This is a genomic window from Curtobacterium sp. 9128 (assembly GCF_007673775.1).
Classification (GTDB): Bacteria; Actinomycetota; Actinomycetes; order Actinomycetales; family Microbacteriaceae; genus Curtobacterium.
This window is the reverse complement of sequence record NZ_VEAF01000005.1, coordinates 368,850-395,148: the sequence shown is the minus strand read 5'-3', so window position 1 is coordinate 395,148 and position 26,299 is coordinate 368,850. Positions and strand designations below refer to the sequence as shown.

The 26,299-nt window shown below is 70.5% G+C and carries 22 protein-coding genes; 16 read left to right on the top strand and 6 right to left on the bottom strand.

Annotation, left to right across the window (positions count from 1 at the left end):
• The first annotated feature begins 30 nt into the window (after positions 1-30).
• From FS641_RS13255 to FS641_RS13245, 3 genes are read left to right on the top strand one after another with little or no spacing between them, the layout of a single operon-like run.
• Entirely contained in the window at positions 31-960 is a 930-nt protein-coding gene (locus FS641_RS13255) for an ABC transporter permease (protein WP_144764512.1), read from the top strand.
• Entirely contained in the window at positions 950-1,900 is a 951-nt protein-coding gene (locus FS641_RS13250; RefSeq protein WP_144764510.1) for an ABC transporter permease, read from the top strand. The genes FS641_RS13255 and FS641_RS13250 overlap by 11 nt, the downstream gene beginning before the upstream one ends.
• Positions 1,897-3,639: an ABC transporter ATP-binding protein gene (locus FS641_RS13245; RefSeq protein WP_144764508.1), complete on the top strand. Its 1,743-nt coding sequence runs from the start codon at positions 1,897-1,899 to the stop codon at positions 3,637-3,639. The genes FS641_RS13250 and FS641_RS13245 overlap by 4 nt, the downstream gene beginning before the upstream one ends.
• Positions 3,640-4,374: 735 nt before the next feature.
• Here FS641_RS13245 and FS641_RS13240 read toward each other — a convergent pair.
• From FS641_RS13240 to FS641_RS13230, 3 genes are all read right to left on the bottom strand, one after another.
• Positions 4,375-4,944, bottom strand: a complete 570-nt coding sequence (locus FS641_RS13240; RefSeq protein WP_186317752.1) for a PH domain-containing protein — start codon at positions 4,942-4,944, stop codon at positions 4,375-4,377.
• A 206-nt stretch (positions 4,945-5,150) separates the two neighbouring features.
• Positions 5,151-5,630 (bottom strand): peroxiredoxin, encoded by a 480-nt coding sequence (locus FS641_RS13235; RefSeq protein WP_144764504.1) that lies wholly within the window; start codon positions 5,628-5,630, stop codon positions 5,151-5,153.
• Positions 5,631-5,815: 185 nt separating this feature from the next.
• A complete protein-coding gene (locus FS641_RS13230) occupies positions 5,816-7,498 on the bottom strand; it encodes an ABC transporter family substrate-binding protein (RefSeq protein WP_144764502.1) in 1,683 nt (560 codons plus the stop codon).
• A gap of 144 nt (positions 7,499-7,642) precedes the next feature.
• Here FS641_RS13230 and FS641_RS13225 point away from each other — a divergent pair, with 144 nt between their 5' ends.
• The 3 genes from FS641_RS13225 to FS641_RS18455 are packed head-to-tail and all read left to right on the top strand — an operon-like array spanning position 7,643 to position 11,911.
• Positions 7,643-8,626, top strand: coding sequence for an ABC transporter permease (locus tag FS641_RS13225; RefSeq protein WP_144764500.1), 984 nt, complete (start codon positions 7,643-7,645; stop codon positions 8,624-8,626).
• 1 nt (position 8,627) lies between these two features.
• The gene (locus tag FS641_RS13220) at positions 8,628-9,668 is read left to right on the top strand and encodes an ABC transporter permease (protein WP_144764498.1); all 1,041 of its coding nucleotides are present in this window, start codon (positions 8,628-8,630) and stop codon (positions 9,666-9,668) included.
• Positions 9,665-11,911: an ABC transporter ATP-binding protein gene (locus tag FS641_RS18455; RefSeq protein WP_144764496.1), complete on the top strand. Its 2,247-nt coding sequence runs from the start codon at positions 9,665-9,667 to the stop codon at positions 11,909-11,911. The genes FS641_RS13220 and FS641_RS18455 overlap by 4 nt, the downstream gene beginning before the upstream one ends.
• 85 nt (positions 11,912-11,996) lie before the next feature.
• Here FS641_RS18455 and FS641_RS13210 read toward each other — a convergent pair whose 3' ends face one another.
• Positions 11,997-12,746, bottom strand: coding sequence for a CPBP family intramembrane glutamic endopeptidase (locus FS641_RS13210; protein ID WP_144764494.1), 750 nt, complete (start codon positions 12,744-12,746; stop codon positions 11,997-11,999).
• Between the two features lie 120 nt (positions 12,747-12,866).
• On the opposite strand from FS641_RS13210, the gene typA reads away from it, so the two are divergent.
• The 7 genes from typA to FS641_RS13175 all read left to right on the top strand — a co-directional run bounded on the left by typA (position 12,867) and on the right by FS641_RS13175 (position 20,935).
• Positions 12,867-14,789 carry a translational GTPase TypA gene (gene typA, locus FS641_RS13205; RefSeq protein WP_144764492.1) on the top strand — a complete coding sequence of 641 codons (1,923 nt, stop codon included), beginning with the start codon at positions 12,867-12,869 and terminating at the stop codon, positions 14,787-14,789.
• A gap of 126 nt (positions 14,790-14,915) precedes the next feature.
• Positions 14,916-16,109: an amidohydrolase gene (locus FS641_RS13200; RefSeq protein WP_186317751.1), complete on the top strand. Its 1,194-nt coding sequence runs from the start codon at positions 14,916-14,918 to the stop codon at positions 16,107-16,109.
• Positions 16,110-16,214: 105 nt separating this feature from the next.
• Positions 16,215-16,760: a hypothetical protein gene (locus FS641_RS13195; protein WP_144764488.1), complete on the top strand. Its 546-nt coding sequence runs from the start codon at positions 16,215-16,217 to the stop codon at positions 16,758-16,760.
• 18 nt (positions 16,761-16,778) lie between these two features.
• Complete coding sequence (locus FS641_RS13190; RefSeq protein ID WP_144764486.1) at positions 16,779-17,996, top strand: PIG-L family deacetylase; 1,218 nt, start codon at positions 16,779-16,781, stop codon at positions 17,994-17,996.
• Positions 17,997-18,032: 36 nt separating this feature from the next.
• Positions 18,033-18,350, top strand: coding sequence for a ferredoxin (fdxA, locus tag FS641_RS13185; protein WP_144764484.1), 318 nt, complete (start codon positions 18,033-18,035; stop codon positions 18,348-18,350).
• 10 nt (positions 18,351-18,360) lie between these two features.
• The gene (gene dapC / locus FS641_RS13180; RefSeq protein ID WP_144764482.1) at positions 18,361-19,479 is read left to right on the top strand and encodes a succinyldiaminopimelate transaminase; all 1,119 of its coding nucleotides are present in this window, start codon (positions 18,361-18,363) and stop codon (positions 19,477-19,479) included.
• A gap of 157 nt (positions 19,480-19,636) precedes the next feature.
• Positions 19,637-20,935 (top strand): citrate synthase, encoded by a 1,299-nt coding sequence (locus tag FS641_RS13175; protein WP_144764645.1) that lies wholly within the window; start codon positions 19,637-19,639, stop codon positions 20,933-20,935.
• A gap of 117 nt (positions 20,936-21,052) precedes the next feature.
• Here the strand turns inward: FS641_RS13175 and dapD are convergent, their stop codons facing one another.
• Complete coding sequence (gene dapD / locus FS641_RS13170; protein ID WP_144764480.1) at positions 21,053-22,036, bottom strand: 2,3,4,5-tetrahydropyridine-2,6-dicarboxylate N-succinyltransferase; 984 nt, start codon at positions 22,034-22,036, stop codon at positions 21,053-21,055.
• 312 nt (positions 22,037-22,348) lie between these two features.
• On the opposite strand from dapD, the gene dapE reads away from it, so the two are divergent.
• Positions 22,349-23,431 (top strand): succinyl-diaminopimelate desuccinylase, encoded by a 1,083-nt coding sequence (gene dapE / locus FS641_RS13165; RefSeq protein WP_144764478.1) that lies wholly within the window; start codon positions 22,349-22,351, stop codon positions 23,429-23,431.
• Positions 23,428-24,678 carry a hypothetical protein gene (locus tag FS641_RS13160; RefSeq protein ID WP_260855821.1) on the top strand — a complete coding sequence of 417 codons (1,251 nt, stop codon included), beginning with the start codon at positions 23,428-23,430 and terminating at the stop codon, positions 24,676-24,678. Before dapE ends, FS641_RS13160 begins: the two co-directional genes overlap by 4 nt.
• Before the next feature lie 160 nt (positions 24,679-24,838).
• On the opposite strand, the gene FS641_RS13155 is transcribed toward FS641_RS13160, so the two are convergent.
• Positions 24,839-25,984 carry an AI-2E family transporter gene (locus FS641_RS13155; protein WP_186317750.1) on the bottom strand — a complete coding sequence of 382 codons (1,146 nt, stop codon included), beginning with the start codon at positions 25,982-25,984 and terminating at the stop codon, positions 24,839-24,841.
• Positions 25,985-26,111: 127 nt separating this feature from the next.
• Between FS641_RS13155 and FS641_RS13150 the strand changes: the two genes are divergently transcribed.
• A complete protein-coding gene (locus FS641_RS13150) occupies positions 26,112-26,282 on the top strand; it encodes a DUF3117 domain-containing protein (RefSeq protein ID WP_017887054.1) in 171 nt (56 codons plus the stop codon).
• Positions 26,283-26,299: the final 17 nt, after the last annotated feature.

Genomic DNA, 26,299 nt, shown 5'->3' with positions numbered 1-26,299 from the left:
CATGCTCGCTCCGAACCAGGCGGAGATCTGATGCTCTGGTACCTCGGGAAGCGCCTCCTGCAGCTGATCCCCGTGTTCTTCGGTGCCACGTTCCTCATCTACCTGATGGTGTTCCTCCTCCCCGGAGACCCCATCGCAGCGCTCTTCGGCGACCACCAGCCGTCGCCCCAGGTGATCGAACAGATCCGCGCGCAGTACAACCTCGACAAGCCCTTCATCGTCCAGTACCTGCTCTGGGTCGGTGGGCTCTTCCGCGGCGACCTCGGGCAGACCTACTCGGGCATCCCGGTCACCGAGCAGCTCGCGCAGGCATTCCCGATCACCGCACGACTGGCGATCCTCGCCCTCGTGTTCGAGTCGGTCGCCGGCATCGTCGTCGGCGTCATCGCCGGCCTCCGCAAGGGCAAGGTCTTCGACGCCACCGCGCTCGTGGTCAGCCTCTTCCTCATCTCGATCCCGGTCTTCGTGATCGGCTTCATCCTGCAGTACGGGCTCGGCATCGAACTCGGGTTGTTCCGCGCGACCGTCTCCGGACAGGCGCCGTGGTCGGAGCTCGTGCTCCCCGCGATCGTGCTGGCGACCGGGTCGTTCGCCTACATCGTGCGACTGACCCGTGCCAGCGTCGCCGAGAACATGAGCGCCGACTTCGTCCGCACCGCGACCGCGAAGGGCCTCCCGCGCCGCCGCGTCATCGGCGTGCACATCTTCCGGAACTCGCTCATCCCGGTGGTGACGTACCTCGGCATCGACATCGGCAACCTGATGGTCGGCGCGATCGTCACCGAGGGCATCTTCAACATCCACGGCGTCGGCGGCACGGTCTACCAGGCCGTCAAGCTCGGTCAGGGTCCGACGGTCGTGTCGTTCGTCGCCGTGATGGTCATCATCTTCATGCTCGCCAACCTCCTGGTCGACCTGCTGTACGCCGTCCTGGACCCGAGGATCCGCTATGCCAAGTAACACTGAATCGCGGTCGGCGACGCACTACGTCGCGCCGATCGAGGAGACGCCGCTCCAGGCGATCGACAACGTCAACGAGGACGAGAAGACCCGCTCCCTGTGGACCGACGCCTGGGACTCGATGCGCGTGCGCCCGATCTTCTGGGTGTCGAGCGTGCTCATCGTGCTGATCATCGCCGTGGCTCTCGTGCCGGGCGTGTTCGCGCACGTCGACCCCCGCGCCTGCGACCTGTCGAACTCCGGCAAGGGCAGCAGCGCCGGGCACATCCTCGGCTACACCCGTCAGGGCTGTGACGTGTACTCCCGCGTGATCTACGGCACGCAGAACTCGCTGCTGGTCGGGCTCGTCGCGACGATCCTCGTGGTCATCGTCGGCGTGATCATCGGTTCGCTCGCCGGGTTCTACGGCGGATGGCTCGACTCCGTGGTGTCCCGCATCGGCGACATCTTCTTCTCGATCCCCACCGTCCTCGGTGCGATCGTGATCATGTCGAGCATCCCGCAGCGCAGCCCCTGGACGGTCGCGCTCGTGCTGGCCGCCTTCGCGTGGCCGCAGATCGCCCGCATCATGCGCGGCGCCGTCCTCTCGGCGAAGAACGCCGACTACGTGACGGCCTCGGCGGCGCTCGGCGTCAGCCGGTTCAAGACGCTGATCCGCCACGTCATCCCGAACTCGATCGCCCCGGTGATCGTGGTCGCGACGGTCTCGCTCGGCACGTTCATCGTCGCGGAGTCCACGCTGTCGTTCCTCGGCATCGGTCTGCCGCCGTCGTCCCTGAGCTGGGGCTACGACATCAACGCGGCGCAGCCGTCCCTCCGGACCAACCCCTCGACGATCTTCTGGCCGTCGCTGGCGCTGTCCATCACCGTGCTCGCGTTCCTTCTCCTCGGTGACGTGGTCCGCGACGCACTCGACCCGAAGGCGAGGGCCCGCCGATGAGCGAGACACTGACCGAACCGACGGCCCGTCGTGCCGGGAGCACGGGCGCACCGCTCCTCGAGATCTCCGGTCTCGAGATCGGGTTCAAGACCCAGAGCGGCTTCGTCCAGGCCGTCCGCGGCGTCGACTTCACCCTCGAGCAGGGCGAGCGACTCGCGATCGTCGGCGAATCGGGTTCCGGCAAGTCGACCAGCGCCCAGGCGATCATCAAGCTCCTGCCCGGCGCTGGCCAGGTGACCGGTGGCTCGATCAAGTTCAACGGTCGCGAGCTCGTCGGCCTCTCCGACCGGGAGATGTCGGAGATCCGCGGCAAGGAGATCGGCTACGTCCCGCAGGACCCGATGTCGAACCTCAACCCGCTGTGGACCATCGGGTTCCAGGTCGAGGAGGCCATCCGTGCCAACGGCATGGCCACCGGCAAGAAGGCCGTGCGTGAGCGTGCGATCGAGGTCCTGAAGGAAGCGGGGCTCGGCGACGCCGCGAACCGCCTCAAGCAGTACCCGCACGAGTTCTCGGGCGGCATGCGGCAGCGCGTGCTCATCGGCATCGGTCTGTCCAGCCACCCGAAGCTGCTCATCGCCGACGAGCCGACGAGTGCGCTCGACGTCACCGTGCAGCGCGTCATCCTCGACCACCTCGAGACCCTGACCCGCGACTACGGCACCAGCGTCCTCTTCATCACGCACGACCTCGGCCTCGCTGCCGAGCGCGCCGAGAAGCTCGTCGTCATGTACAAGGGGCAGGTCGTCGAAGCGGGTCCGTCGAAGGAGATCCTCGGCAACCCGCAGCACCCCTACACGCAGCGACTCGTCGCAGCCGCGCCGTCCCTGGCCAGCCGTCGCATCCAGTCGAAGGTCGCGCACGAGTCGATCGACATCGCGGACGTCGGCAGCGACGACGCCGAGCTCATCGCCCGGGCCCAGGAGCGCGAGCACCAGCCGACGAAGGACCTCATCGTCGTCAAGGACCTGCAGAAGGTCTACAAGCTGCGCGGCAAGGGCATCGGGTCGCGTGAACTCAAGGCCGTCGACGACGTGTCGTTCACGATCCCGAAGGGCACCACCACGGCGCTCGTGGGGGAGTCCGGCTCGGGCAAGTCCACGGTCGCGAAGCTCGTCCTGCAGCTCGAGAGCATCACCGGCGGAACCGTGCAGTTCGACGGCATCGACATCGGCGCGTTGAAGGGCAAGGAGCTCTTCGACTTCCGTCGTCGTGTGCAGCCGGTCTTCCAGGACCCGTACGGTTCGCTCGACCCGATGTACAACGTCGGGAACACGATCGCCGAGCCGCTCGTGACCCACGGCATCGGCGACAAGGCCTCCCGGCGCGCGCGCGTCAAGGAGCTGCTCGACCAGGTCGCGCTGCCCTCCTCCATGGTCAACCGCTACCCGAACGAGCTCTCCGGCGGTCAGCGACAGCGCATCGCCGTCGCCCGGGCGCTTGCGCTCAAGCCCGAGGTCATCGTGCTCGACGAGGCGGTCTCCGCGCTCGACGTGCTCGTCCAGGGGCAGATCCTCGAGCTCCTCACCGAGCTCCAGTCGGAACTCGGCCTGACCTACCTGTTCATCACGCACGACCTCGCCGTCGTGCGCCTGGTCGCGGACAACGTCTGCGTGATGCGCAAGGGCCAGATCGTCGAGAAGGCCACGACCGACGAGGTCTTCGCCAACCCGCGGGAGCAGTACACCCGTGACCTCCTGGCCGCCATCCCCGGCGCGTCCTTCGAGTTCGGTCGCTGACCCGCACCACACCGCACCACGGAACGCGTCGCCCTCCGGGGCGGCGCGTTCCGCGTTTCCGCGCCCGCCACCCGCCCGTCGCCCCCGTCGGTCCTCCCGTCCGCCCCGGCCTGGAGGCTCGCCCCGCCCACGCCCCGCCGCCCCCGTCTTCCACGAGCGGGCGAAATGCCGCGGTGCCTCGTCCGGGCACCCGGCGTTCCCGCCCGTTCGACACCGCGGCGGTTGCCCGTGTGGTCCCGCGTCTCCACCGCAACGCCGAGCGGGCGGAATGCCGCGGTGCGCCTGGCGTGCGACCCGGGCATTTCGCCCGCTCGCGCGCATGCGCCCGCCGCCCGTCACTCGGCGCTTCCGGCTCGGCCTCCTTCGCCGAACGCCGAGCGGGCGGAATGCCGCAGTGCGCCTGGCGGGCGACCCGGGCATTCCGCCCGCTCGACCCGCGCGTGCGGGGGCCTCGGGCAGCGGCGACCGATCGAGCGGGCGGGAACGCTGGGTCGCGCGCACGTCCGACCCCGGCATTTCGCCCGCTCGACCCGCGCGTGCGGGGGCCTCGGGCAGCGGCGACCGTTCGAGCGGGCTGAATGCCACAGTGGACCTGGCGGGCGACCCCGGCATTTCGCCCGCTCGCGCGAGGACGCGCGGGGACGGCGGGGGAGGCGGGGACGGCGGGGACGGCGGGGACGCGCGGGGACGGGACGGGGCGCCAGCAGGCGCGGGAAGCGACGGACCCGGTGCAGGTCAGAGGCGCGCGGCGGCCATGGAGGCAGCGATCGCCAGGACCGTGATCGCCAGGATCGTCCACCCGTGCGCACGGTGGACGATCGGGTGCGCGGTGACCGTCGCCGGGGGCGGCCCGTCCTGCGGTGCCTGCGCAGGGACGGAGGCGAGCACCTCGGCGGCGGCCTGGTCGACGGTGAGCGGAACCGAGCCTCCAGGCCGGTCCAGCCGCAGGCGGGCGGTCGGACGCGGCGCGATCCACGTGCGGCGATCGGGTTCGGTGGACTGCACCTCGAGGCCGTACTTCGTGCGGACGCCCGTGACCCTGGGCCATGCGTAGGAGGAGGTGCGGCGGACGTCGACGACGACGAGGGCCTCGGGGGTGAGCAGGAGCCGCGGGCGCCAGAGCACGGCCCAGGCGACGAACGCGATGAAGAGACTCGGGATCGGGACGAGCAGGGCCGAGGTGTCGCCACGGCTCACGAACCCGAGGACGAGCAGGACACCGGCGACGGCCCAGAGCACCACGGCGAGGGTCCGCATGCCCGGGGCGACGATCCGCGCTGGCTCGGGGCTGGGGGAGTCGCTCACGAGTCCATCGTAGGAGAGGTGCGAGAGTGCCTCCCCGGGACCGCCGGCTGAGCGGGCGTGAAACGCCTGGCGCGTAGCAGCCGACGACCCGATGTCCCGGGGAGGCAGGTCCGTGGTGGACCTCTCGTGACAACGATGGTCCTCGACCCCAGTTCGAGTGTCAACACCCCATCGACAGAAAAGACCGGGCATCGACACGCCGTGTCCTAGCGGACGAGTTGCTCGATCTCCGCCCGGATCGCGGACGCCTTGGGGAAGCGGATGCCGACGAGGCCGACGTGACGCCACCGGACGATGCCGTCCGGACCGATCACGAACACCGAACGCCGGAGTCCGAACCCGCGAGCGCGGACGCCGTAGTCGCGCACGACGGAGCCCGCCGTGTCGCTGAGCAGCGGGAAGGTGAGCGAGGACCCGCGGGCGAACGCCTCGTGGGAGTCGAGTGCCTGCGGGCTGATGCCCCAGACCACCGCGCCGAGGTCGCCGAAGTCGTCGAGCTCCTCCTGGTAGCTGCAGAGCTGGGCGGTGCAGACGGGCGTCGCGTCACCGGGGTAGAAGGCGAGGACGACCGTTCGACCGATGACGCTCGACAGGTCGTACTCGTCGTCGGTGCGCACGCCGTCGCGGACGACCATGCCCGGCAGGGTGAAGGCCGGTGCCGGGTCACCGACCCCAGGGATGCTCATGGGCTCACCGTACGGGCTGCGGTTCCGGGTGGACCGTCGCCCCGCTGCCAGTCTGCTGGAGACAGTCGAGCAGCAGCACAGCAGCACAGCAGGACAGCAGGAGACAGCAGGACAGCATGGCGGCGGGACGCGGAACGGGGCCGAGCGCTGCTGCGCTCGACCCCGTCCGTGGTCCGTCGGGACGGCTACTTGGTGAAGCCGACCTTCGTCCAGTCGTAGGCCATCGCACCGGAGCGTGCGCCGTAGTTGGCGAGCTTCGGGTTCTGCGCGATGACACGCGGCGACTGCACGATGGGCAGCGAGTGCCCGATCGACCAGACCTGCTTGTCGACCTTGTTCCAGAGGGTGTTCGCCTTCGACGTGTCGGTCTCGGCGATCGCCTGGTTGACGAGCGTGTCGATCGACTTCGTGCCGACCCGGCCGTAGTTCTGGCCGGTGTCGCCGGTGATGAAGATGCTCGCGCCGCTGGCGTGGTAGCCGGTGCCGCCCCACAGGAAGATCGTCATGTCGTAGTTGCCCGGCGTGACGTACTGCGGGAAGAAGTCGTCGCTCGAGACGGCCTTGATGTTCAGCTTGATGCCGACGTCCTTGAGCTGCGACTGGATGACCTCGGCCATCTTCTGCGAGCTGGTCGCACCCGACGGGATCGTGATCGAGATGGACAGGTTCTTGCCGTCCTTCTTGCGGTACGCGCCGTCGGTCTTCCAACCGTCGTCGTCGAGGATCTTCTTCGCCTTGGCGACGTCGAAGACGCCGTTCGGGTCGGAGTTGTCCTTGTAGCCACTGTCCGTGGCGAGGAACACGTGGTTGTTCAGCACCGGGAGCTTGTACGGCAGGGTGCCGCCGATCACGGAGGCGAGCGAGTCACGGTTCACCGCGTGCTGGATCGCGAGCCGCAGGTTCTTGTCCTTGAGGAGACCCTGCGTCGAGAAGTCCACGTGCGTGTACGACGCCGACTGCGACGCGTAGATCTTCGTGTTCTTCGCGTCCTTGACACGGGCGTACCGGTCCGACGTGCCGGCCGCGACCGAGTCGAGCTCCTTGTTGAGGTACGCGTCGATGTCGGCGTTGCCGTCGAGTGCGCGGAAGATCACCGAGTCGAGCTTCGGCTTGTCACCCCACCAGTTGGGGTCCGGCTCGAGCGTGACCGTGCCGGCGGTCTCGTTGAGGTTCGCGACCTTGTAGGGGCCGGCCGACAGCGGGACCTTGTCCTTGTAGCCGTTGTTGAAGCCGTCGGGCGTGCCGATGACGCTCGCCGGGTAGAGCGGGCTGAACAGCGACTTCCAGTCCGAGAACGGGGTCGCGTACTTGACGATCGCCTGCCGCTCGTCGGTGCCCTGCGTGACGGACTCGATGTCCTTCCAGCCGGTGTCGTCACCGATCTGGTAGCTCTGGTCGGTGCCGTTGTTGGCCTTCCAGAGCGCCTCGAAGTCCTTCCAGGTGATCGGCGAGCCGTCGTTCCACTGGGCCTTCGGGTTCACCGTGTAGGTGATCGTCAGCGGGTCCTGGCTCGTCACCTCGGCGGACTCGAGCACGTTCTTGTCGATCTGCGGCTTGCCGTCGGCATCGATGTTGAACGTGTGCGGCATCGTCGCCTGCTCGATGTCGGCGGCGTCCTGCAGGGTGCCGTCGAGCTCGAAGTAGTTCCACTGCGAGATCCACTGCGAGATGGGCAGCCGGACGGTGCCGCCCTGCTCGAGGTCGGAGACCGGCTTCTCGTTGACCTGCGCGGACGACGGCAGTTCCTTCTTGCCGGAGTCGTTCGACGACCCGGAGCCTCCGCCGGAGCTCCCGCCGGAGCAGCCGGTCACGGCCAGCGCGATGCCGGCGAGGACCGCCGTCGTCGCGAGGACTTTCCTGTGCAACATGTTCTTCCCCTCGTGAAGTTGTGGAACACACTAAGACCCCCGGGCGGGGGTAGGACGACATTTCCCCCGCGGATGAACAATCGTTACCCGGCCGGACGGTCGGCGTGATCTCCCGGAAACACAACAGCCCGTATGGTGTTCCGCATGATCCGCTTCCTGGCGCGTCGAATCGTGTACTACGTCGTACTCGTCTTCCTCGCCACGTCGTTGACGTACTTCCTCGCGTCGGCGACGTTCAGCCCCCGATCCGTGTACGCAGAGCGGAATCCGGCACCCCCGACGGCGGTCGTGGACGCCAAGCTCGACCACATCGGCGTCAACGACAAGACCCCGATCATCGTCCGGTACGGCCACTGGCTGAACGACGCGGTGCACGGCGACCTCGGGCAGACCATCCAGGACCGCAGCGTGGACGACGCGTTCTGGCCACGCCTCGGGGTGAGTCTCCGACTGCTGCTCGTCGGATCGGTCATCGGCATCGTGATCGGCGTGCTGGTGGGCGTCTGGAACGCGATCCGGCAGTACCGGTTGTCCGACCGGGTGAGCGCGATCATCTCGATCTTCCTGATCTCGACACCGGTGTTCCTGACGGCGGTGTTCCTGAAGATCGGTGCCACGAAGCTCAACCAGGACACCGGGCAGCAGCTCATCAACTTCACCGGCGAGGCCACCCCCGGGCTGACGGGCTCGTGGTGGGACCTCTTCGTCGACCGCGGCGTGCACCTGCTGCTCCCGACGATCTCGATCGCGCTCGGGTTGATCGCGATCTACAGCCGGTACCAGCGCGCCACCATGCTCGACGTGCTCGGCTCGGACTTCCTGCGGACAGCGAGGGCGAAGGGCCTGACCCGGCGCCAGGCCACGTTCAAGCACGGCCTCCGGACGGCCCTCATCCCGATGACGACCCTGTTCGCGTACGGGTTCCTCGGCATCCTGACCGGTGCGACCTTCACCGAGAAGATCTTCGGGTGGAACGGCCTCGGTGCGTGGTTCATCGACTCCGTCCAGGGCAACGACGTCAACGCCGTGACCGCCTACACACTGTTCGCGTCGGTGGTGGTGCTCATCGCGGGCTTCCTCGCCGACGTGATGACCGCCGCGCTCGATCCGCGCGTCCGGAGGAGCTGAGATGACCGACACCCGCATCGAACCCGTCGACGGCGACACGCTCGGTCGGTCGGACGCGCCCCTGCCCGGAGACCCGACGGACCGGAAGGCCGCGAGCGGCAAGCAGCGCAACCGCTTCGTCCAGACCGTCGTCCGCGTGTTCATGAACCGCGGCGCGGGCATCGGTCTCGTCGTCATCGTGCTGCTGTTCGCGTTCGCGTTCCTCGGCCCCTTCGTGACGCCGTGGGGCTACTCGCAGATCGACTACACCGCGTTCACGACCCCGCCGAGCGCAGCGCACTGGTTCGGGACGAACGGCATCGGGCAGGACGTCTTCGCCCAGACCGCCCGCGCGATGCAGAAGAGCCTGCTCATCGGGTTGCTCGTCGCGCTGTTCTCGACCGCCCTCGCGGCGCTGACCGGCGCGGCGGCCGGCTACTTCGGCGGCTGGACGGACCGCATCGTGATGTTCTTCGTCGACATGCTGCTCGTACTGCCGTCGTTCCTGATCATCGCGATCATCAGCCCGCGCATCCAGAACTCCGGCTGGATCGTGCTCGTGGTGCTCATCGCGGCGTTCGGCTGGATGGTGACCGCCCGCGTCGTCCGCTCGATGACCCTGTCGGTGAAGGAGCGCGAGTTCGTCCGGGCCGCCCGCTACATGGGGATCGGCCCGTTCCGGATCATCATCCGGCACATCCTGCCGAACGTGGCGTCGTTCCTCATCATCGACGGCACGATCCAGGTGGGTGCCGCGGTGCTCGCCGAGACCAGCCTCAGCTACTTCGGCTTCGGCGTGCAGCCGCCGGACGTGTCCCTCGGCACGCTCATCGCGCAGAACCAGGACGCTGCCCTCACCAGCCCGTGGCTGTTCTACTTCGCCGCCGGGGCGCTCGTGATCTTCGCGATCGCGGCCAACCTGCTCGGCGACGGGCTGCGCGACGCACTCGACCCGACGAGCGCGACGGGCAAGAGGCAGAAGCGCACCGGCCGGAAGCGCGACCAGAACCAGGCCGCGGTGGACGCGGCGACCATCACCACCCAGGCCGGAGCAGGCGCATGAGCGACACCACGACCAGCACCGCGACCGACGAGATCCTCCGCGTCCGCGACCTGCACGTCCGCTTCCCGACCCCGCGGGGCGAGGTGCACGCCGTCCGCGGCGTCGACCTCGAGCTCCGCCGCGGCGAGGTCCTCGGCATCGTCGGCGAGTCGGGCTCCGGCAAGTCCGTGACGAGCATGGCAGTGCTCGGGCTGCTGCCCGAGACCACGAAGGTCAGCGGCTCGATCGAGCTCGACGGCGACCAGCTCGTCGGCCGCAGCGACCGGCAGATGAGCAAGCTCCGCGGGGCGAAGGTCGCGATGGTCTTCCAGGACCCGTTGTCCGCCTTCACGCCGGTGTACACGATCGGCGAGCAGATCGCCGAGACCGTCCGGATCCACCGCGCCGGCTCGAAGCAGCAGGCCCGCGAACGTGCGATCGAGCTGCTCAAGCTGGTCGGGATCCCGCAGGCGGAGAGCCGCGTCGACGCCTTCCCGCACGAGTTCTCCGGCGGCATGCGCCAGCGCGCGATGATCGCGATGGCCATGGCGAACGACCCCGAGGTGATCCTCGCGGACGAGCCCACCACGGCGCTCGACGTCACGATCCAGGCGCAGATCATCGACGTGCTCCGGACCGCGCAGCGCGAGACCGGCGCCGCCCTCGTGTTCGTCAGCCACGACCTCGGCGTCATCGCCGGGATCGCCGACCGGATCGCCGTGATGTACGCGGGGCGCATCGTGGAGACCGCGAGCGCCGAGGAGCTCTTCGCCCGCCCGCGGATGCCGTACACGATCGGGCTCATCGGTGCGCTGCCCCGGCTCGACGAGTCGAGCGGTGGCCCACTCGTGCCGATCCCCGGGTCGCCGCCGTCGCTCATCGGGCTCCCCGACGCCTGCCCGTTCGCCGACCGCTGCCCGCTCGCCGCCGCGGTGTGCCGCGGCTCCGAGCCGGCACTGCTGGTGCTCGACGTCGAGACCGGGCGCCCGGCGGACGCGTCCCACGGAACGAGCACGAGCGGCCCCGTGAGCAGCACGAGCACGAGCAGCCCCGTGAGCAGCACGAGCAGCCCCGCCGTTGCCAGCACGAGCAGCCCCGCCGCCAGCAGCACGAGCGCGACCGTCCCGCACGCCGCCGCCTGCCACCGCACCGACGAGGTCGCCGCCGCGCACGCCGACGCCGGCGCGATCTTCTCGCTGCCGGAGATCGACGCCGTCCCGATCGCCCACGTGCCGCGTGCGGAGCGGAAGCCCGTCGTGCAGGTCGCCGGCCTGACGAAGACCTTCCCGCTGGTCAAGGGCTCCGTGTTCCGCCGCAAGGTCGGTGACGTGTACGCCGTCGACGGCGTGGACCTCGACATCCGCCAGGGCGAGACGCTCGGCCTGGTGGGGGAGTCCGGCTCCGGCAAGTCCACGACGCTGCACCAGCTCATGGACCTCGAGAAGCCGGAGGTCGGTTCCGTCGAGTTGTTCGGCGCCCCGGTCGACACGAGCAAGTCCGGCACGAAGACACTGCGCAACCGGATCTCGATGGTGTTCCAGGACCCGGCCGCGAGCCTCGACCCCCGCATGAGCGTGTACGACGTCGTCGCCGAGCCGCTCCGTGCGGTCGGCGCGAGTTCCGACCGCATCGAGGCACGCGTGCCCGAGCTCATCGAGCTCGTCGGGCTCCGTGCCGCCGAGGCGGACCGGTACCCGCACGAGTTCTCCGGCGGCCAGCGGCAGCGCATCTCGATCGCCCGGGCGCTCGCGACCGAGCCCGAGCTCATCGTCCTCGACGAGCCCGTCTCGGCGCTCGACGTGTCGATCCAGGCGGGCGTGCTCAACCTGCTCGCGGACCTCAAGGCACGGCTCGGCCTCTCGTACCTCTTCGTCTCGCACGACCTGTCGGTCATCCGGCACGTCGCGGACCGCGTGAGCGTGATGTACCTCGGCCGCACGGTCGAGGAGGGCGCGGTCGACGAGGTCTTCGAGCGCCCGATGCACCCGTACACCGCCGCGCTGATGTCGGCGGTCCCGGTGCCGGACCCGGTCCTCGAGCGGAGCCGGACGACGATCCTGCTGCCCGGCGACCCGCCCAGCCCGACCGAGCGCCAGACCGGCTGCCGGTTCCGTTCCCGCTGCCCGCTCTACGCGATGCTCCCCGAGACGCAGCGTGCCCGTTGCCAGGACGAGGTCCCGGAGAAGACCTCGCACCGCGGCGCCGCGGTGGACCACCGCGCCGCGTGCCACTACCCGGAGCAGGTCGCGACGCTCGTCGCGTGACCAGCAGACGGACAGGAGGCGCGGTGCCGGACGCGCACCGAGCCTCCCGTCCGTCGTGTGCGCGCGGCAGACCGCGCTGCCGCGCCTACCGGAACAGCGCCGGGAAGGCGTGCGCCACCCACGGGTAGCCGACGAAGACGGCCGCGTCGAGGAGACAGTGCGTCACGATGAGGGGCATCAGCCGCCCCCACCGCGTGTAGATCCAACCGAACACGATGCCCATCACGGCGTTCCCGACGAACGCGCCGAAGCCCTGGTACAGGTGGTAGCTGCCGCGCAGGACCGCCGTCGACAGGATGATCTGCCACCGTCCCCACCCGACCTCGCCGAGGCGTCGGTACAGGTAGCCGATGACGATGACCTCCTCCTGCAGCCCTGACCGGATCGCGGAGAGCAGCAGCACGGGGATCGTCCACCAGTACGACCCGAGCGCCGCGGGGTCCACGTCCACCGTGAAGCCGAGCGCCCGACCGGTGAAGTAGAGCGCGAGCCCGGGGATGCCGATGCCGAGCGCGATGAGCACGGGCAGGCCCAGGTCGGTCCGCACCCGGAACCGGTCGATGCCGAGCGCACCGAGGTGCGGGCGTGTGCTGCTCCAGAGGAGGTAGCAGACCAGCGCGACCGGCGCGAGGTCGACCGCGATGCCCACGAGCTGCCTGGCGAGGTCGACGTACTGCACGGTCGTCGTCGACGTGTTGAGCGCGGTGGACTGCTGCCCGAGCGGGGTGGTCTGGGACAGGTCGTCGATGATCTGCAGCACCGAGTAGAGCGCGCTGCCACCGAGGGAGAGCAGCAGGACGATCGTGATCTCGATCCACGTTCGCCGTCGGCTCATGTGCTGTACTCCTGTCGGTTGCGAACTACCGGTAGACTGGCGTGTCGGGCGTTCTGCCCACGGGTGCGGCGGTGGAAACCACCGGCCCGACACTCTCCCAGCAATTGAAGGATGTCCTGTATGGCGCTCGCCACCCGGTCCGACCTGCGCAACGTCGCCATCGTGGCACACGTCGACCACGGCAAGACCACCCTCGTCGACGCGATGCTCACGCAGACCAACTCGTTCGACGCCCACTTCGAGGGCGAAGACCGCATGATGGACTCGAACGACCTCGAGCGCGAGAAGGGCATCACGATCCTCGCGAAGAACACGTCGGTGCTCTACAACGGCAAGCACGCGACGGAGTTCGGCTCCGACGGCCCGATCACGATCAACGTCATCGACACCCCCGGCCACGCCGACTTCGGTGGCGAGGTCGAGCGCGGCCTGTCCATGGTCGACGGCGTCGTGCTGCTCGTCGACGCGTCCGAGGGCCCGCTGCCCCAGACCCGCTTCGTGCTCCGCAAGGCCCTCGCCGCGAAGCTCCCGGTGATCCTGCTCGTCAACAAGACGGACCGCCCGGACTCCCGCATCGACGAGGTCGTCTCCGAGTCGCAGGACCTGCTCCTCGGCCTGGCGTCCGACCTGTCGGACGAGGTCGACGACCTCGACCTCGACGCGATCCTCGACGTCCCGGTGGTCTACGCCTCCGGTCGTGCCGGTGCGGCCAGCCGCAACAAGCCGAACGACGGCGAGCTGCCCGACAACGACGACCTCGAGCCGCTCTTCGAGGCGATCCTCCAGCACGTCCCCGCGCCGAAGTACGACGACCAGCACCCGCTGCAGGCCCACGTCACGAACCTCGACGCGTCCCCGTTCCTCGGTCGTCTCGCGCTGCTGCGCATCTTCCACGGCACGATGAAGAAGGGCCAGACGGTCGCGTGGGTCAAGCACGACGGCACCGTCCAGAACGCCCGCATCACCGAGCTCCTCGTCACGAAGGCGCTCGAGCGCTACCCGGCCGAGTCGGCTGGCCCCGGTGACATCGTCGCCGTCGCCGGTTTCGACACGATCACCATCGGTGAGACCCTGACCGACCCCGAGGACGTCCGTCCGCTGCCGACCATCACGGTCGACGACCCGGCGATCTCGATGACGATCGGCACCAACACCTCGCCCCTCGTCGGCAAGGTCAAGGGCCACAAGCTCACGGCGCGCATGGTCAAGGACCGCCTCGACCGCGAGCTCATCGGCAACGTGTCGCTCAAGGTCCTCGACATCGGCCGCCCCGACGCGTGGGAGGTCCAGGGTCGTGGCGAGCTCGCGCTCGCCATCCTCGTCGAGCAGATGCGTCGCGAGGGCTTCGAGCTCACCGTCGGCAAGCCGCAGGTCGTCACGAAGCGCGACGAGGACGGCAAGCTCCAGGAGCCCTACGAGCACATGACGATCGACACGCCGGAGGAGCACCTCGGCGCGATCACGCAGCTCATGGCCGCGCGCAAGGGTCGCATGGAGAACATGACGAACCACGGCACCGGCTGGATCCGCATGGAGTTCATCGTGCCGTCGCGCGGCCTCATCGGCTTCCGCACCGCGTTCCTGACGGAGACCCGCGGCACCGGCATCGCCAACGCGATCTCGCACGGCTACGCCGAGTGGGCCGGCCCGATCCAGACCCGCATCAACGGCTCCATCGTGTCCGACCGCTCCGGTGTCGTCACGCCGTTCGCCATCACCAACCTCCAGGAGCGGATGACGTTCTTCGTCAACCCGACCGAGGAGGTCTACGAGGGCATGGTCATCGGCGAGAACTCGCGCGCCGACGACATGGACGTGAACATCACGAAGGAGAAGAAGCTCACGAACATGCGTTCGGCGAACGCCGACTCCTTCGAGTCGATGACGCCGTCGCGCCAGCTCTCGCTGGAGGAGTGCCTCGAGTTCGCCCGCGAGGACGAGTGCGTCGAGGTCACCCCCGACGCCGTGCGCATCCGCAAGGTCGAGCTCGACGCGCAGGCACGCCAGCGCGCGTACGCCCGCCTGAAGCGCCAGGACGCGTAAGCACCGCACCGCACTGGAGGCTCGCCCTCCGCCCGACGGCCCGGTCACCTGCCCAGGTGGCCGGGCCGTCGGCGTCGGTGCCGTCCGGGACCGTGCCGTCCGGGGTTCGGCGTTACGGTGGGATGCGTGACCCTCGACCTGCTCCCGCTCTACCAGGACCTCCACGCGCACCCGGAACTCGGCTTCCAGGAGCACCGCACCGCCGGCATCGTCGCCGACACGCTGCGGTCCCTCGGTGGCATCGAGGTCACCGAGGGCGTCGGCGGCACCGGCGTCGTCGGGGTCCTGACGAACGGCGACGGCCCGGTGGTCTGGCTCCGCGCCGACATGGACGGGCTGCCCGTCGAGGAACGTACCGGCCTGCCGTACGCGAGCACCCACCGCGGCACCGACGAGACCGGCACCGAGGTCCCGACCATGCACGCCTGCGGGCACGACATCCACGTCACGTGGCTGCTCGGGGCGCTCGAACGACTCGGCGCGACGCGCTCGGAGTGGGCCGGCACGGTCGTCGCCGTGTTCCAGCCCGCCGAAGAGGTCATCTCCGGTGCCCGGGCGATGATCGACGACGGCCTGGCGGAGCGCTTCCCGACGCCGTCGATCGTGCTCGGACAGCACTCCGCCCCGGCACCGGTCGGCACGGTCGCGGTCGGCTCCGGTGCCGTGATGGCGTCGAGCGACCGGTTCACGGTCACGTTCACCGGTCGCGGCGCGCACGGCTCGGCGCCGCAGGCATCGCTCGACCCGGTCGTCACGGCCGCGTCGGCGGTCGTGCGACTGCAGACGATCGTCGCCCGCGAGACGTCGCCGTTGGACGCCGGCGTCGTCACGGTCGGCAGCTTCCACGCCGGCAGCAGGGCGAACATCATCCCCGACAAGGCCGTCATCGAGATCTCGACGCGGGCGCGCAACGAGGAGACCCGCGGCAGGATCATCGCCTCGATCGAGCGCATCGTCCGGGCCGAGAGCCAGGCCGGCGGGCTGCCGGAACCGACGATCGAGCGCCTGCCAGGGGCGGACGTGCTCGTCAACGACCCCGAGCACGCCGCCCGGGTGCTCCGGGCCGTCAGCGCCGTCGTGTCGGAGGCCGTCGACACGGAATCCGGGCTCGCGATGGCCTCCGAGGACGTCGGGCAGCTCGCCACCGCCGCCGGAGCACCGATCGTGTACTGGTTCACCGGCATCACCGACCCGGAGCTGTTCCGCAGCGGTGCCGACATCCCGAGCAACCACTCGCCGTTCTACGCGCCGCAGGCGGAGACCGCGATCCCGGTCGGGGTCGACGCGCTCGTCGCGGCGACGCGCGCCCACCTGGGCTGACGGTCGCCGCCGGCCGGACGGGAGGCCGTGGTCGCTCTCCATGGTCTGGTGAGACTCCCAGGGAACTCGCGCCGGGCCTCCCGACTGCTTCGGTACTGTCGCCGCATGCGCAACGCCATCCGCACCCCGCTCGTGGCCGCCGTGGCGGCCGGGATCGCCCTGGCCGGGCTCACCGGCTGCTCCTCGGAGACGCTCAAGCAGGCCACCGACCTCGGATCGAGTGTCGCCTCGGACGTCGGCGAGCAGGTCAAGGGCATCGACGGCTCGGCGATCGAGCAGGGCATGGCGAACCTCGCCGGCGGCATCGACGGGGCGCTCGACACGGCGCTCAAGGGCGCGCACGTGACCTCCGACGGCAAGCTCCCGGACGGGTTCCCGACCGCCGCGGTCCCGCTGGTCGACGGCACCGTGCTCGGCGGCGGCTCCGGGCCGAACGGGTCCGGGTGGGTCGTCCAGGTGCGGGCGTCCTCCGTCGAGGACTTCCCGGCGGCTGCGCAGCAGCTCACCGACGCCGGGTTCACCGAGTCCGCCAAGCGCGCGGACGCCTCGAGCGCGTTCGGGATCTTCCGGAGCGACGACCACCGTGTCGTGCTGACCTTCGCGAAGTCCGACGGCGGAGCCACCGCGACGTACATCGTCACCCCGCGGTAGTCCCGTACCCTGGAGCCGATGTCGAAGGTCTCCGCGACGCGCCCCGAGCGCGTCCTCATCGTGCACGCCCACCCCGACGACGAGACCCTGTCGTCCGGTGGCACCATCGCGACGCTCCTCGAGCTCGGGACCGAGGTGACCGTCCTCACCGCGACCCGGGGCGAGCGGGGGGAGATGCTCACGCCGGCCCTCGCGCCGCTGGTCGGCGACGGGCAGCGGGTGGCCGCGCACCGGGAGACCGAGATCGCCGCGGCACTCGCCGCGCTCGGCGGCCCGCGGCACCTCTGGCTCGGCGGCCCTGGTGCCCGTCCGACGGACCTGCCCGAGCGGCGCTACACGGACTCCGGGATGCAGTGGGGCCCGGACGGACGGGCGGTCGCCGCCGACGACGCACCGGCCGACTCGCTGACCACGGCGGACCTCGGCGAGGTCGTCGACGACGTCCGGGCCGCGATCCGCTCCACCGGTGCGGACGCCGTGGTCAGCTACGCCGACGACGGCGGGTACGGCCACCCCGACCACGTGCGGGTGCACCACGCCGCCCGGTACGCGGCGAGGGCCGAGGACGTGCCGTTCTCGATGATCGTCGACCCCGGCTCCGGTGACGTCGACATGACGGTGGACGTGCTGCCGGTCCGGGCGAAGGTGCGCGCAGCCGTCGAGCAGTACCGCTCCCAGGTCACGGTCGACCCCGTGGACCCAGCCGACCCGCTCGCGCTGTCGTGGGTGATGCCGCACGGCGTCCGCCAGCACGCCCCGGCGACCGAGGCGTTCCGGCACGAGGCCCCGCCGGCACCGCCGGCGCCCGAGACGTACGCGGACATGAGCCCGGCGGGCAAGGCGACCGCGGTGGTCGTCGCCCTCGTCGCCGGACTGCTCGCCGGTGGGCTCGGGACGATCACCCACCAGCAGGAGCTCGGCGGCTTCCCGATCGGCATCGTGCTCACGACGCTCATCGTCGTCGGGCTGGCCGTCGGCGTCCGGCTGCTGTACCGGTCGCGGGCGCTGGTCGCGGCCGTCGGCGTCGGGGTGATCGTCGCCACGCAGGTGCTCGTGTCCGTCGGTGGTCAGAGCTCGCCGCTCGTGCTGGCGAACACGGCCGGGTACGTGTGGACGTTCGGACCCGCCGTGGTCGCGATGTTCGCACTGGCGTGGCCGGACCTGTCCGGGGCGCGAGCGACAGCGGTCGGCCGGCCCGAGGCGTCGCGGTCCGGGTCGTCAGCGGGCCGCGAGTAGACTCGACCTGCTCAGTTCGAAGGGAGCACCCCGACCGTGACCTACGTGATCGCCCAGCCCTGTGTCGACGTCAAGGACCGCGCGTGCATCGACGAATGCCCCGTCGACTGCATCTACGAGGGCGACCGCTCGCTGTACATCCACCCGGACGAATGTGTGGACTGCGGTGCGTGTGAGCCCGTCTGCCCGGTCGAGGCGATCTACTACGAGGACGACCTCCCCGACGAGTGGGCCGACTACTACAAGGCCAACGTCGAGTTCTTCGACGAGGTCGGTTCGCCCGGCGGCGCCGCCAAGGTCGGCGTGATCCACAAGGACCACCCGGTCGTCATGGCCCAGCCCCCGCGCGGCTGATCGACCCGTCGTGGCGCTCGACCTCCCCGACTTCCCCTGGGACCAGCTCGTCCCGTTCAAGCAGCGCGCCGCCGAGCACGAGGGCGGCATCGTCGACCTGAGCGTCGGCTCGCCCGTCGACCCGACGCCCGCGGTCGTCCGGACCGCCCTGGCCGAGGCCACGGACGCGCACGCGTACCCGCAGGTCGCCGGCACCCCCGCACTGCGACAGGCCATCGCCGACTGGTACGGCCGTCGGCACGGGGTCGCGCTGACCGAGGACCAGACGCTCCCGACGATCGGGTCCAAGGAGTTCATCGCCGGCCTCGCGCTCTGGCTCGGGATCGGCCGCGGCGACACGGTGGTGTTCCCCGCCGCCGCGTACCCGACGTACGAGCTCGGCGCCGCGCTCGTCGGTGCCACGGCGCTGGCGTCCGACGACCCGGCTGCGTGGCCGTCGTCGACGCGGCTCGTGTGGCTGAACTCCCCGGGCAACCCCGACGGCCGCGTGCTGTCCGTCGAGGACCTCCGCGTCGCGGTCGCACGGGCCCGCGAGCTCGGCGCCGTGATCGTCGGCGACGAGTGCTACGCCGAGCTCGGCTGGGAAGCGCCGTACGACGTCGCGCCGACGCCGACCATCCTCGACCCCCGCGTGGTGGGAGACTCGGTCGACGGCGTGCTGAGCGTCTACTCGCTCTCGAAGCAGTCCAACCTCGCCGGGTACCGCGCGGCGTTCGTCGCCGGCGACGCCGCGGTGCTCGCCGACGTGCTCGCGGTCCGGAAGCACACCGGGATGATGCCCCCGATGCCCGTCCAGCACGCGATGATCGTCGCGCTGCAGGACCAGACGCACGTGCAGCAGCAGAAGGCGCGCTACCGTGCCCGTCGGAGCATGCTCCGGCGTGCGCTCGAGGGTGCCGGCTTCCGTGTCGACCACAGCGAGGCGGGGCTCTACCTCTGGGCGACCAGGGGCGAGCCGGCGCTCGACACCGTCGCGTGGTTGGCCGAGCGGGGCATCCTCGTCGCGCCGGGGACCTTCTACGGCGCGGCCGGGGGCGAACACGTGCGGGTCGCCCTCACCGCGACGGACGAGCGGATCGCCGCCGCCGCCCAGCGCCTGACGAGCGGTCGGCGGCTCGACGTCGCCTGACGGACCACCGACGGCCCGCGCCGCCAGTCGTGGGTCCCACCACGTTCCGGGTGCTCCGGTGTGCACGATCGACAGTGGCCGCGATTAGGCTGTCACCGTGACTGACACTGCCAACGACGCTCAGAAGACGGCCACACCGCCAACGACGCCCGTCCCCGTGAGTCCCGCAGCCGAGCAGGCGACGGACACCGCGACGCTGTCGTACCCGGGCGGCACCGCGGAGTTCCCGATCCTGCCGAGCGTCGACGGTGCGTCCACGGTGGACATCTCGACCTTCAAGAAGCAGACCGGGATGAACACGCTCGACTACGGGTTCGTGAACACCGGGTCGACCAAGAGCGCGATCACGTACATCGACGGCGACCAGGGGATCCTGCGCTACCGCGGGTACCCGATCGACCAGGTCGCGTCGAACTGCACCTTCCTCGAGGTCGCCTGGCTCCTCATCTACGGCGAGCTGCCGACGCCGTCGGAGCTCGAGGGCTTCGACGCGCGCATCCGCCGCCACACCCTGCTGCACGAGGACCTGCGTCGCCTGTTCGACGCGCTCCCGCACTCGGCGCACCCGATGTCCGTGCTCTCCAGCGCCGTGAGCGCCCTGTCGACCTACTACGAGGACGACATGGACGTCGACGACCCGGAGAAGGTCGAGCTGCAGACCGTGCGGCTCCTCGCGAAGCTGCCCGTCATCGCCGCCTACGCGCACAAGAAGGCGATCGGACAGGCCTTCCTGTACCCGGACAACTCGCTGTCGTTCGTCGACAACTTCCTGCGGCTGAACTTCGGCACCATGGCCGAGACCTACACGCCGAACCCGGTGCTGTCGAAGGCCCTCGACCGCCTCCTCATCCTGCACGAGGACCACGAGCAGAACGCCTCCACCGCCACCGTGCGGCTGGTCGGGTCGACGAAGGCGAACATGTTCGCGTCGATCTCGGCCGGCATCAACGCGCTGTACGGTCCGCTCCACGGTGGTGCGAACGAGGCCGTCCTCGAGATGCTCCAGCAGATCAAGGACTCCGGCGAGCCCGTGCAGCGGTTCGTCGAGCGGGTGAAGAACAAGGAGCGCGGGGTGAAGCTCATGGGCTTCGGGCACCGCGTGTACAAGAACTACGATCCGCGCGCCAAGCTCGTGAAGGAGTCGGCGGACGAGGTCCTCGAGAGCCTCGGCGTGCAGGACGACCTGCTCGACATCGCCAAGGAGCTCGAGCAGATCGCGCTGAGCGACCAGTACTTCATCGACCGCAAGCTCTACCCGAACGTCGACTTCTACACGGGCATCATCTACAAGGCGATGGGCTTCCCGCCGCGGATGTTCACCGTCCTGTTCGCGATCGGTCGTCTGCCCGGGTGGATCGCGCAGTGGCGTGAGCTCAACAACGACCCGCTCAACAAGATCGGGCGCCCGCAGCAGCTCTACGTGGGGCACCCGAAGCGCGACCTGCCCGCGCGCTGACGCGGCCACCGGCCCCGGCCACCACGACATCGCGCCCCGCCGCGGACATCGCGCCCCGTCCCGACGGGGCGCGATCTCCGTACCGGGGTGCGACCGGACCGCGGCGGCCACCCGGTGCTACGCGTGCAGGGCCGTGTTGAGCTGGATGCCCTGACCGGTGCGGGGGAGCGCCTCGACGGCCCCGGAGACGCTGTTGCGGCGGAACAGGACGTTCGGGGCGCCGGACAGCTCCGCGGCCTTGACCGTCCTCGGGCTGCCGTCCGGGTTCGGTGCCGAGCCGACCAGGACGACCTTCGTGCCGGCGGTGACGTACAACCCGGCCTCGACGACCGAGTCGTCCCCGAGCGAGATGCCGAGGCCCGCGTTCGCGCCGAGGAGCGCCCGCTCGCCGAGGGACACCCGGTGCGTGCCACCGCCGGAGAGCGTGCCCATGATCGAGGCGCCGCCGCCGATGTCCGTCCCGGCGCCGACGACGACGCCCTGCGAGACGCGGCCCTCGATCATGGCGTCGCCGAGGGTGCCGGCGTTGAAGTTCACGAAGCCCTCGTGCATCACCGTGGTGCCGGGAGCGAGGTGCGCGCCGAGTCGGACCCGGTTCGCGTCGGCGATGCGCACCCGGTCCGGCACGACGTAGTCCACCAGTCGGGGGAACTTGTCGATGGCGTGCACGGCGATGCCGGCGCGCTGCAGGCCGGGGCGGAGGCGGGTCAGGTCGGCCGGGAGGACCGGGCCGGCGTTCGTCCACGCGACGATCGGCAGGTGGGCGAAGACCCCGTCGAGGTTCACCGTGTTCGGCTGCACGTGCAGGTGGCTGAGCAGGTGCAGACGCAGGTAGGCGTCCGGCGTGCTCGCGGGCGGAGCGTCGATCTCGATCTCGACGGTGACGGCCTCGATCCGGACGCCGCGGCGCTCGTCGGTGCCCACGTGCCCCCGCAGGTCCTCGGGGAAGTCGGCGTCGGCCGGCCGGGCGCCGAGGTGGGTCTCCGGGAACCAGGCGTCGAGCTCGGTGCCGTCGGCGGCGACGGTCACGAGGCCGTGGCCCCACGCGGTGGACGGTCGAGCGGAGGACGGTCGGGCGGGCGCGGCGGTCGTGTCGGTCACGGGACCCAGGGTAGCGAGCGAGCGGTGGCGACCACCCGTCCGGCCGGACGGGCCAGGACGGGCCAGGACGAGCCAGGACGAGCCAGGAGGGACCAGGACGGACCGGGACGGACCCGGGACGGACCGGGACGGGCAAGGACGACAGAGCCGACGCGTCCCGCCGACCACGAGCGTGCCGTGACGGGCACGGCGGAGGTGGTCGTCCCGCCGACCACGAGCGTGCCGTGACGGGCACGGCGGAGGTGGGCCGAGCCTCCAGTCCGCTCAGCCGCCGCGGGGGAGTCCGCAAGGGGCGGCCGATAAGGTGACCGCATGCCGGAGCAGCTCGACCTCACCGCCTCGTCCATCGACCTCACCCGCGCGATCTGCGACGTCGAGTCCGTCTCGGGGAACGAGGGCACCCTGGCGGACGCGATCGAGGCGGCGCTCGCCCCGCTCGGACACCTCGAGGTGGTCCGCGACGGCGACGCGATCGTGGCGCGCACGCACCTCGGGCGCGACCGCCGCGTGGTGATCGCCGGCCACATCGACACCGTGCCGCTCAACGCGAACCTGCCGACCGAGTTCCGCACCGCCGAGGACGGCACCGAGGTCCTCTGGGGGCGCGGCACCGTCGACATGAAGGCCGGCTGCGCGGTGCAACTCAAGCTCGCCCACGACCTCGTCGCACCGAACGTCGACGTGACCTGGGTCTGGTACGACCACGAGGAGGTGTCCGACGCGCTGAACGGCCTCGGCCGCCTCGCCCGCACGCGGCCCGAGCTGCTCGCGGGGGACTTCGCGATCCTCGGGGAGCCCTCCGGCGCGCAGATCGAGGGCGGCTGCAACGGCAACCTCCGCGCCGAGGTCCGTGCCTACGGCAAGCGCTCGCACAGCGCCCGGAGCTGGATCGGCGACAACGCGATCCACAAGGCCGCGCCGATCCTGGCGACCCTGGCGGCGTACGAGCCCCGGACGGTCGAGGTCGACGGGCTCGAGTACCGCGAGGGCCTCAACGCCGTGGGGATCACCGGCGGCATCGCCGGGAACGTCATCCCCGACGAGGTCATGGTGCACGTGAACTACCGCTTCGCCCCGTCCCGCTCGGCGGACGAGGCCGTCGCACACATCCGCGAGCTCTTCGACGGACACCAGGTCGACATCGTGGACCTCGCAGCCGGAGCCCGCCCGGGTCTCGACGCCCCGCTCGCCCAGCAGTTCGTCGAGGCCGTCGGCGGTCCGGCGCCCCGGCCGAAGTACGGCTGGACCGACGTCGCGCGCTTCTCGGCGCTCGGGGTGCCCGCCGTGAACTACGGCCCGGGCGAGCCCGTCTACGCCCACCACGACGACGAGCAGGTCCCCGTCGCGCAGATCACCGCGGTCGAGGACGGCCTGCGTCGGTGGCTGACGGCGTGACCACCGCGTCGCCGTCCGGCTCCGTGCCGGTACGGCGACCGCGCCCCGCCCTCGCGCGCTGGCGTGCGCGGTACCGGGTGGTGCCGTGGTGGGCGCGCATCACGGTCGTCTACGTGCTCGCACGCATCGTCACCGGTGCGCTGCTCATGGGGTTCGCACGGGTCCAGACCGCCAACTCGTTCACCCAGGCGCACCCGGGCTACCTGTCGTTCGCGTCGATCTGGGACGGTGCCTGGTACCGGGTGATCGCCTCGGCGGGGTACCCGTCGACGCTCCCGGTGGACACCGCTGGGCACGTCACGGAGAACGCGTGGGCGTTCATGCCGGCGTACCCGTTCCTGGTGCGCGGCCTCATGCTCGTCACGGGGGCGTCCTTCGAGCTCGTCGCCGTGACGGTGTCACTGGTGGCCGGGTGGGGCGCGGCGCTGGTCTTCCGGCGGTTGATGGGGCGCTTCCTCGATCCGTCGCGGGCCACGTTCGCCACGGTGCTGTTCTGCGTCGCGCCGGTCTCGGTGATGTTCCAGGTCGCCTACGCCGAGGCGATGGGCCTGTTCCTGCTGCTCGTGGCGCTGCTGCTGCTCGTCCAGCGCCGCTTCTGGACGATGCTGCCGGTCGTGCTGCTGCTCGGCATGACCCGGCCCACGGGGCTGGCCTTCGCACTGCTGATGGTCCTGTTCATCGGGACGTGGGCGTTCCGCCCGACGTGGCTCCGGATGGAGGCTCCGCTCACCCTGCGCGGACTGGTCCCGCCCGCCGTCGTGGCCGTGGCGTCCGGCCTGGTCGGGCTCGCCTGGCCGGCGATCGCGTGGGCCGTCACCGGGGTGCCGCGGGCGTACACGGACACCGAGCTCGCATGGCGGTCGTCGTACATCGGCTGGAAGGACCTGGTGCCGTTCACGCCGTGGGTGCAGGGCTTCGGCTGGTGGTTCCGGCAGCCCGCCGGCGGGGTCCTGCTCGTGCTGGTGCTCGTCGGGTTCGCGGCGTTCGTCGCCATGCCCGCGGCCCGGCGGATCGGGCTCGAGCTGCGACTGTGGGCCGTGGCGTACCTCGTCTACCTGCTCGCGGTGTTCTTCCCGCAGTCGAGCACGTGGCGCATCCTGCTGCCGATCGCGCCGCTGCTCGGCATCGTGGCGCTGCCGCGCTCCCGTGTGTACCGGGTCGTCGTGGTCGTGCTCTGCATCGTGCTGCAGTGGGTGTGGCTGTACTACTGCTGGTGGGTGGACGGGTACGACTGGACCCCGCCGTGACCGGGCGCGTGCGCTGCCGCGGGCGCTCCTGCCGGCGCTCCTGCGGGCGCTGCCGCGGGCGCTCGTGCTGGTGCTCCCGCGGGTGCTCTCGCGGGAGCTCCGCTCGCGTTCGCACGCGCTGAGCGACACTCCACGGGGTCCGGCGCGCGTGGGGTGTCGGTCAGGGCGTGGCGTCGGTGGGCGCTGCGGCCGCGGCAGGGTCGTCGGGCACCGCGTCCTCCGGGCGCCACGCGGCGGCGGCGACGACCATCGCGTTCACGGTCGCGATGAACGGCACCGCGAAGAACGCCCCGACGACCCCGGCGATGGTCGTGCCGGCGGTGACGCCGAGCACGACCCCGAGCGGGTGGACCTTGACGGCGCTGCCGGTGAGGAACGGGTGCAGGACGTGGCTCTCGAGCTGCTGCACGACGAGGATCACGCCGAGCATGAACAGCGCCGGCACCCAGCCGTTGAACACGAGCGCGACGAGCACCGCCACGCTGCCGGCCACGATCGCGCCGACGACGGGGACGAACGCGCCCATGAAGACGATCACACCGATCGGGATCGCCAGCGGCACCTGCAGGATGAGCGCACCGATCACGACACCGAGGGCGTCCGTGATCGCGACGACGAGCTGGACCCGGATGAAGCTCGTGAGCGTGTGCCACCCGGCAGCCCCGGCGACGTCGATGCGCGGTCGCGCGCGGCGCGGGAACAGCCGCACCACCCAGGCCCAGATGCGACGACCGTCGATGAGCACGAAGATCGTCGTGAAGACGATGATGAACAGGCCCTCGAGCGCGTGGACCGCGCCGGAGCCGGCCTCCTGGAACCCGGCGGCGATCGACGACGCGTGCGACTGCAGGTACTTCGTGCCGTTCGAGACCCAGGTGGTGACCTTCTTCGCCGTGATGCCGAACGGCTCACTGTCGAGGAGTGTCTGCAGCGACCGGATCTGGGTGTCGAGGCGGTGTTCCAGCGACGGCAGGTCGTACCGGATCTGCGCCGTCACGACGAGGGCGAGCGCACCGATCACCACGACGACGGCCACCAGGCAGGTCAGCACCGCGGCCCACTTCGGCCAGCGGTGGCGCTGCAGGAACGCCGACATCGGGGCGAGCAGCGCGCAGACCAGCAGCGCGATGAGGAACGGCACGACGATCTCGCTGAGCAGGACCACGAGCGCGACGACGACGGCGAGCATCGCGACGACGACGAGGACGCGCCACGAGAACGCCCCGGCGACCTGCAGACCCGCCGGGACGGCATCGCGGGAGGCGTCGTCAGGGTCCGGACGCCGCTTGGAGGGAATGGTCAGCACGATCACAGAGTAGGGAGGATGGCCGCGAGAACGGCGGGATCCGCACCCCCCAACCTGGGCAGTTTCGCAGTTGGCCCTGTCGTACGGGATAATGGGCGGGCATGTACTGCACGAAAGGGGACATCTGATGGCAGCCATGAAGCCGAGGACCGGTGACGGGCCGATGGAGGCTGTTAAGGAGGGTCGACTCATCATCGTGCGGGTTCCGCTCGAAGGTGGAGGCCGCCTGGTCGTCTCGGTCAACGACGCCGAGGCCAAGGAACTCCACGACGCACTCGCTGAGGTCGTCTCGGCCTAGTTCGTCGACGCACCACT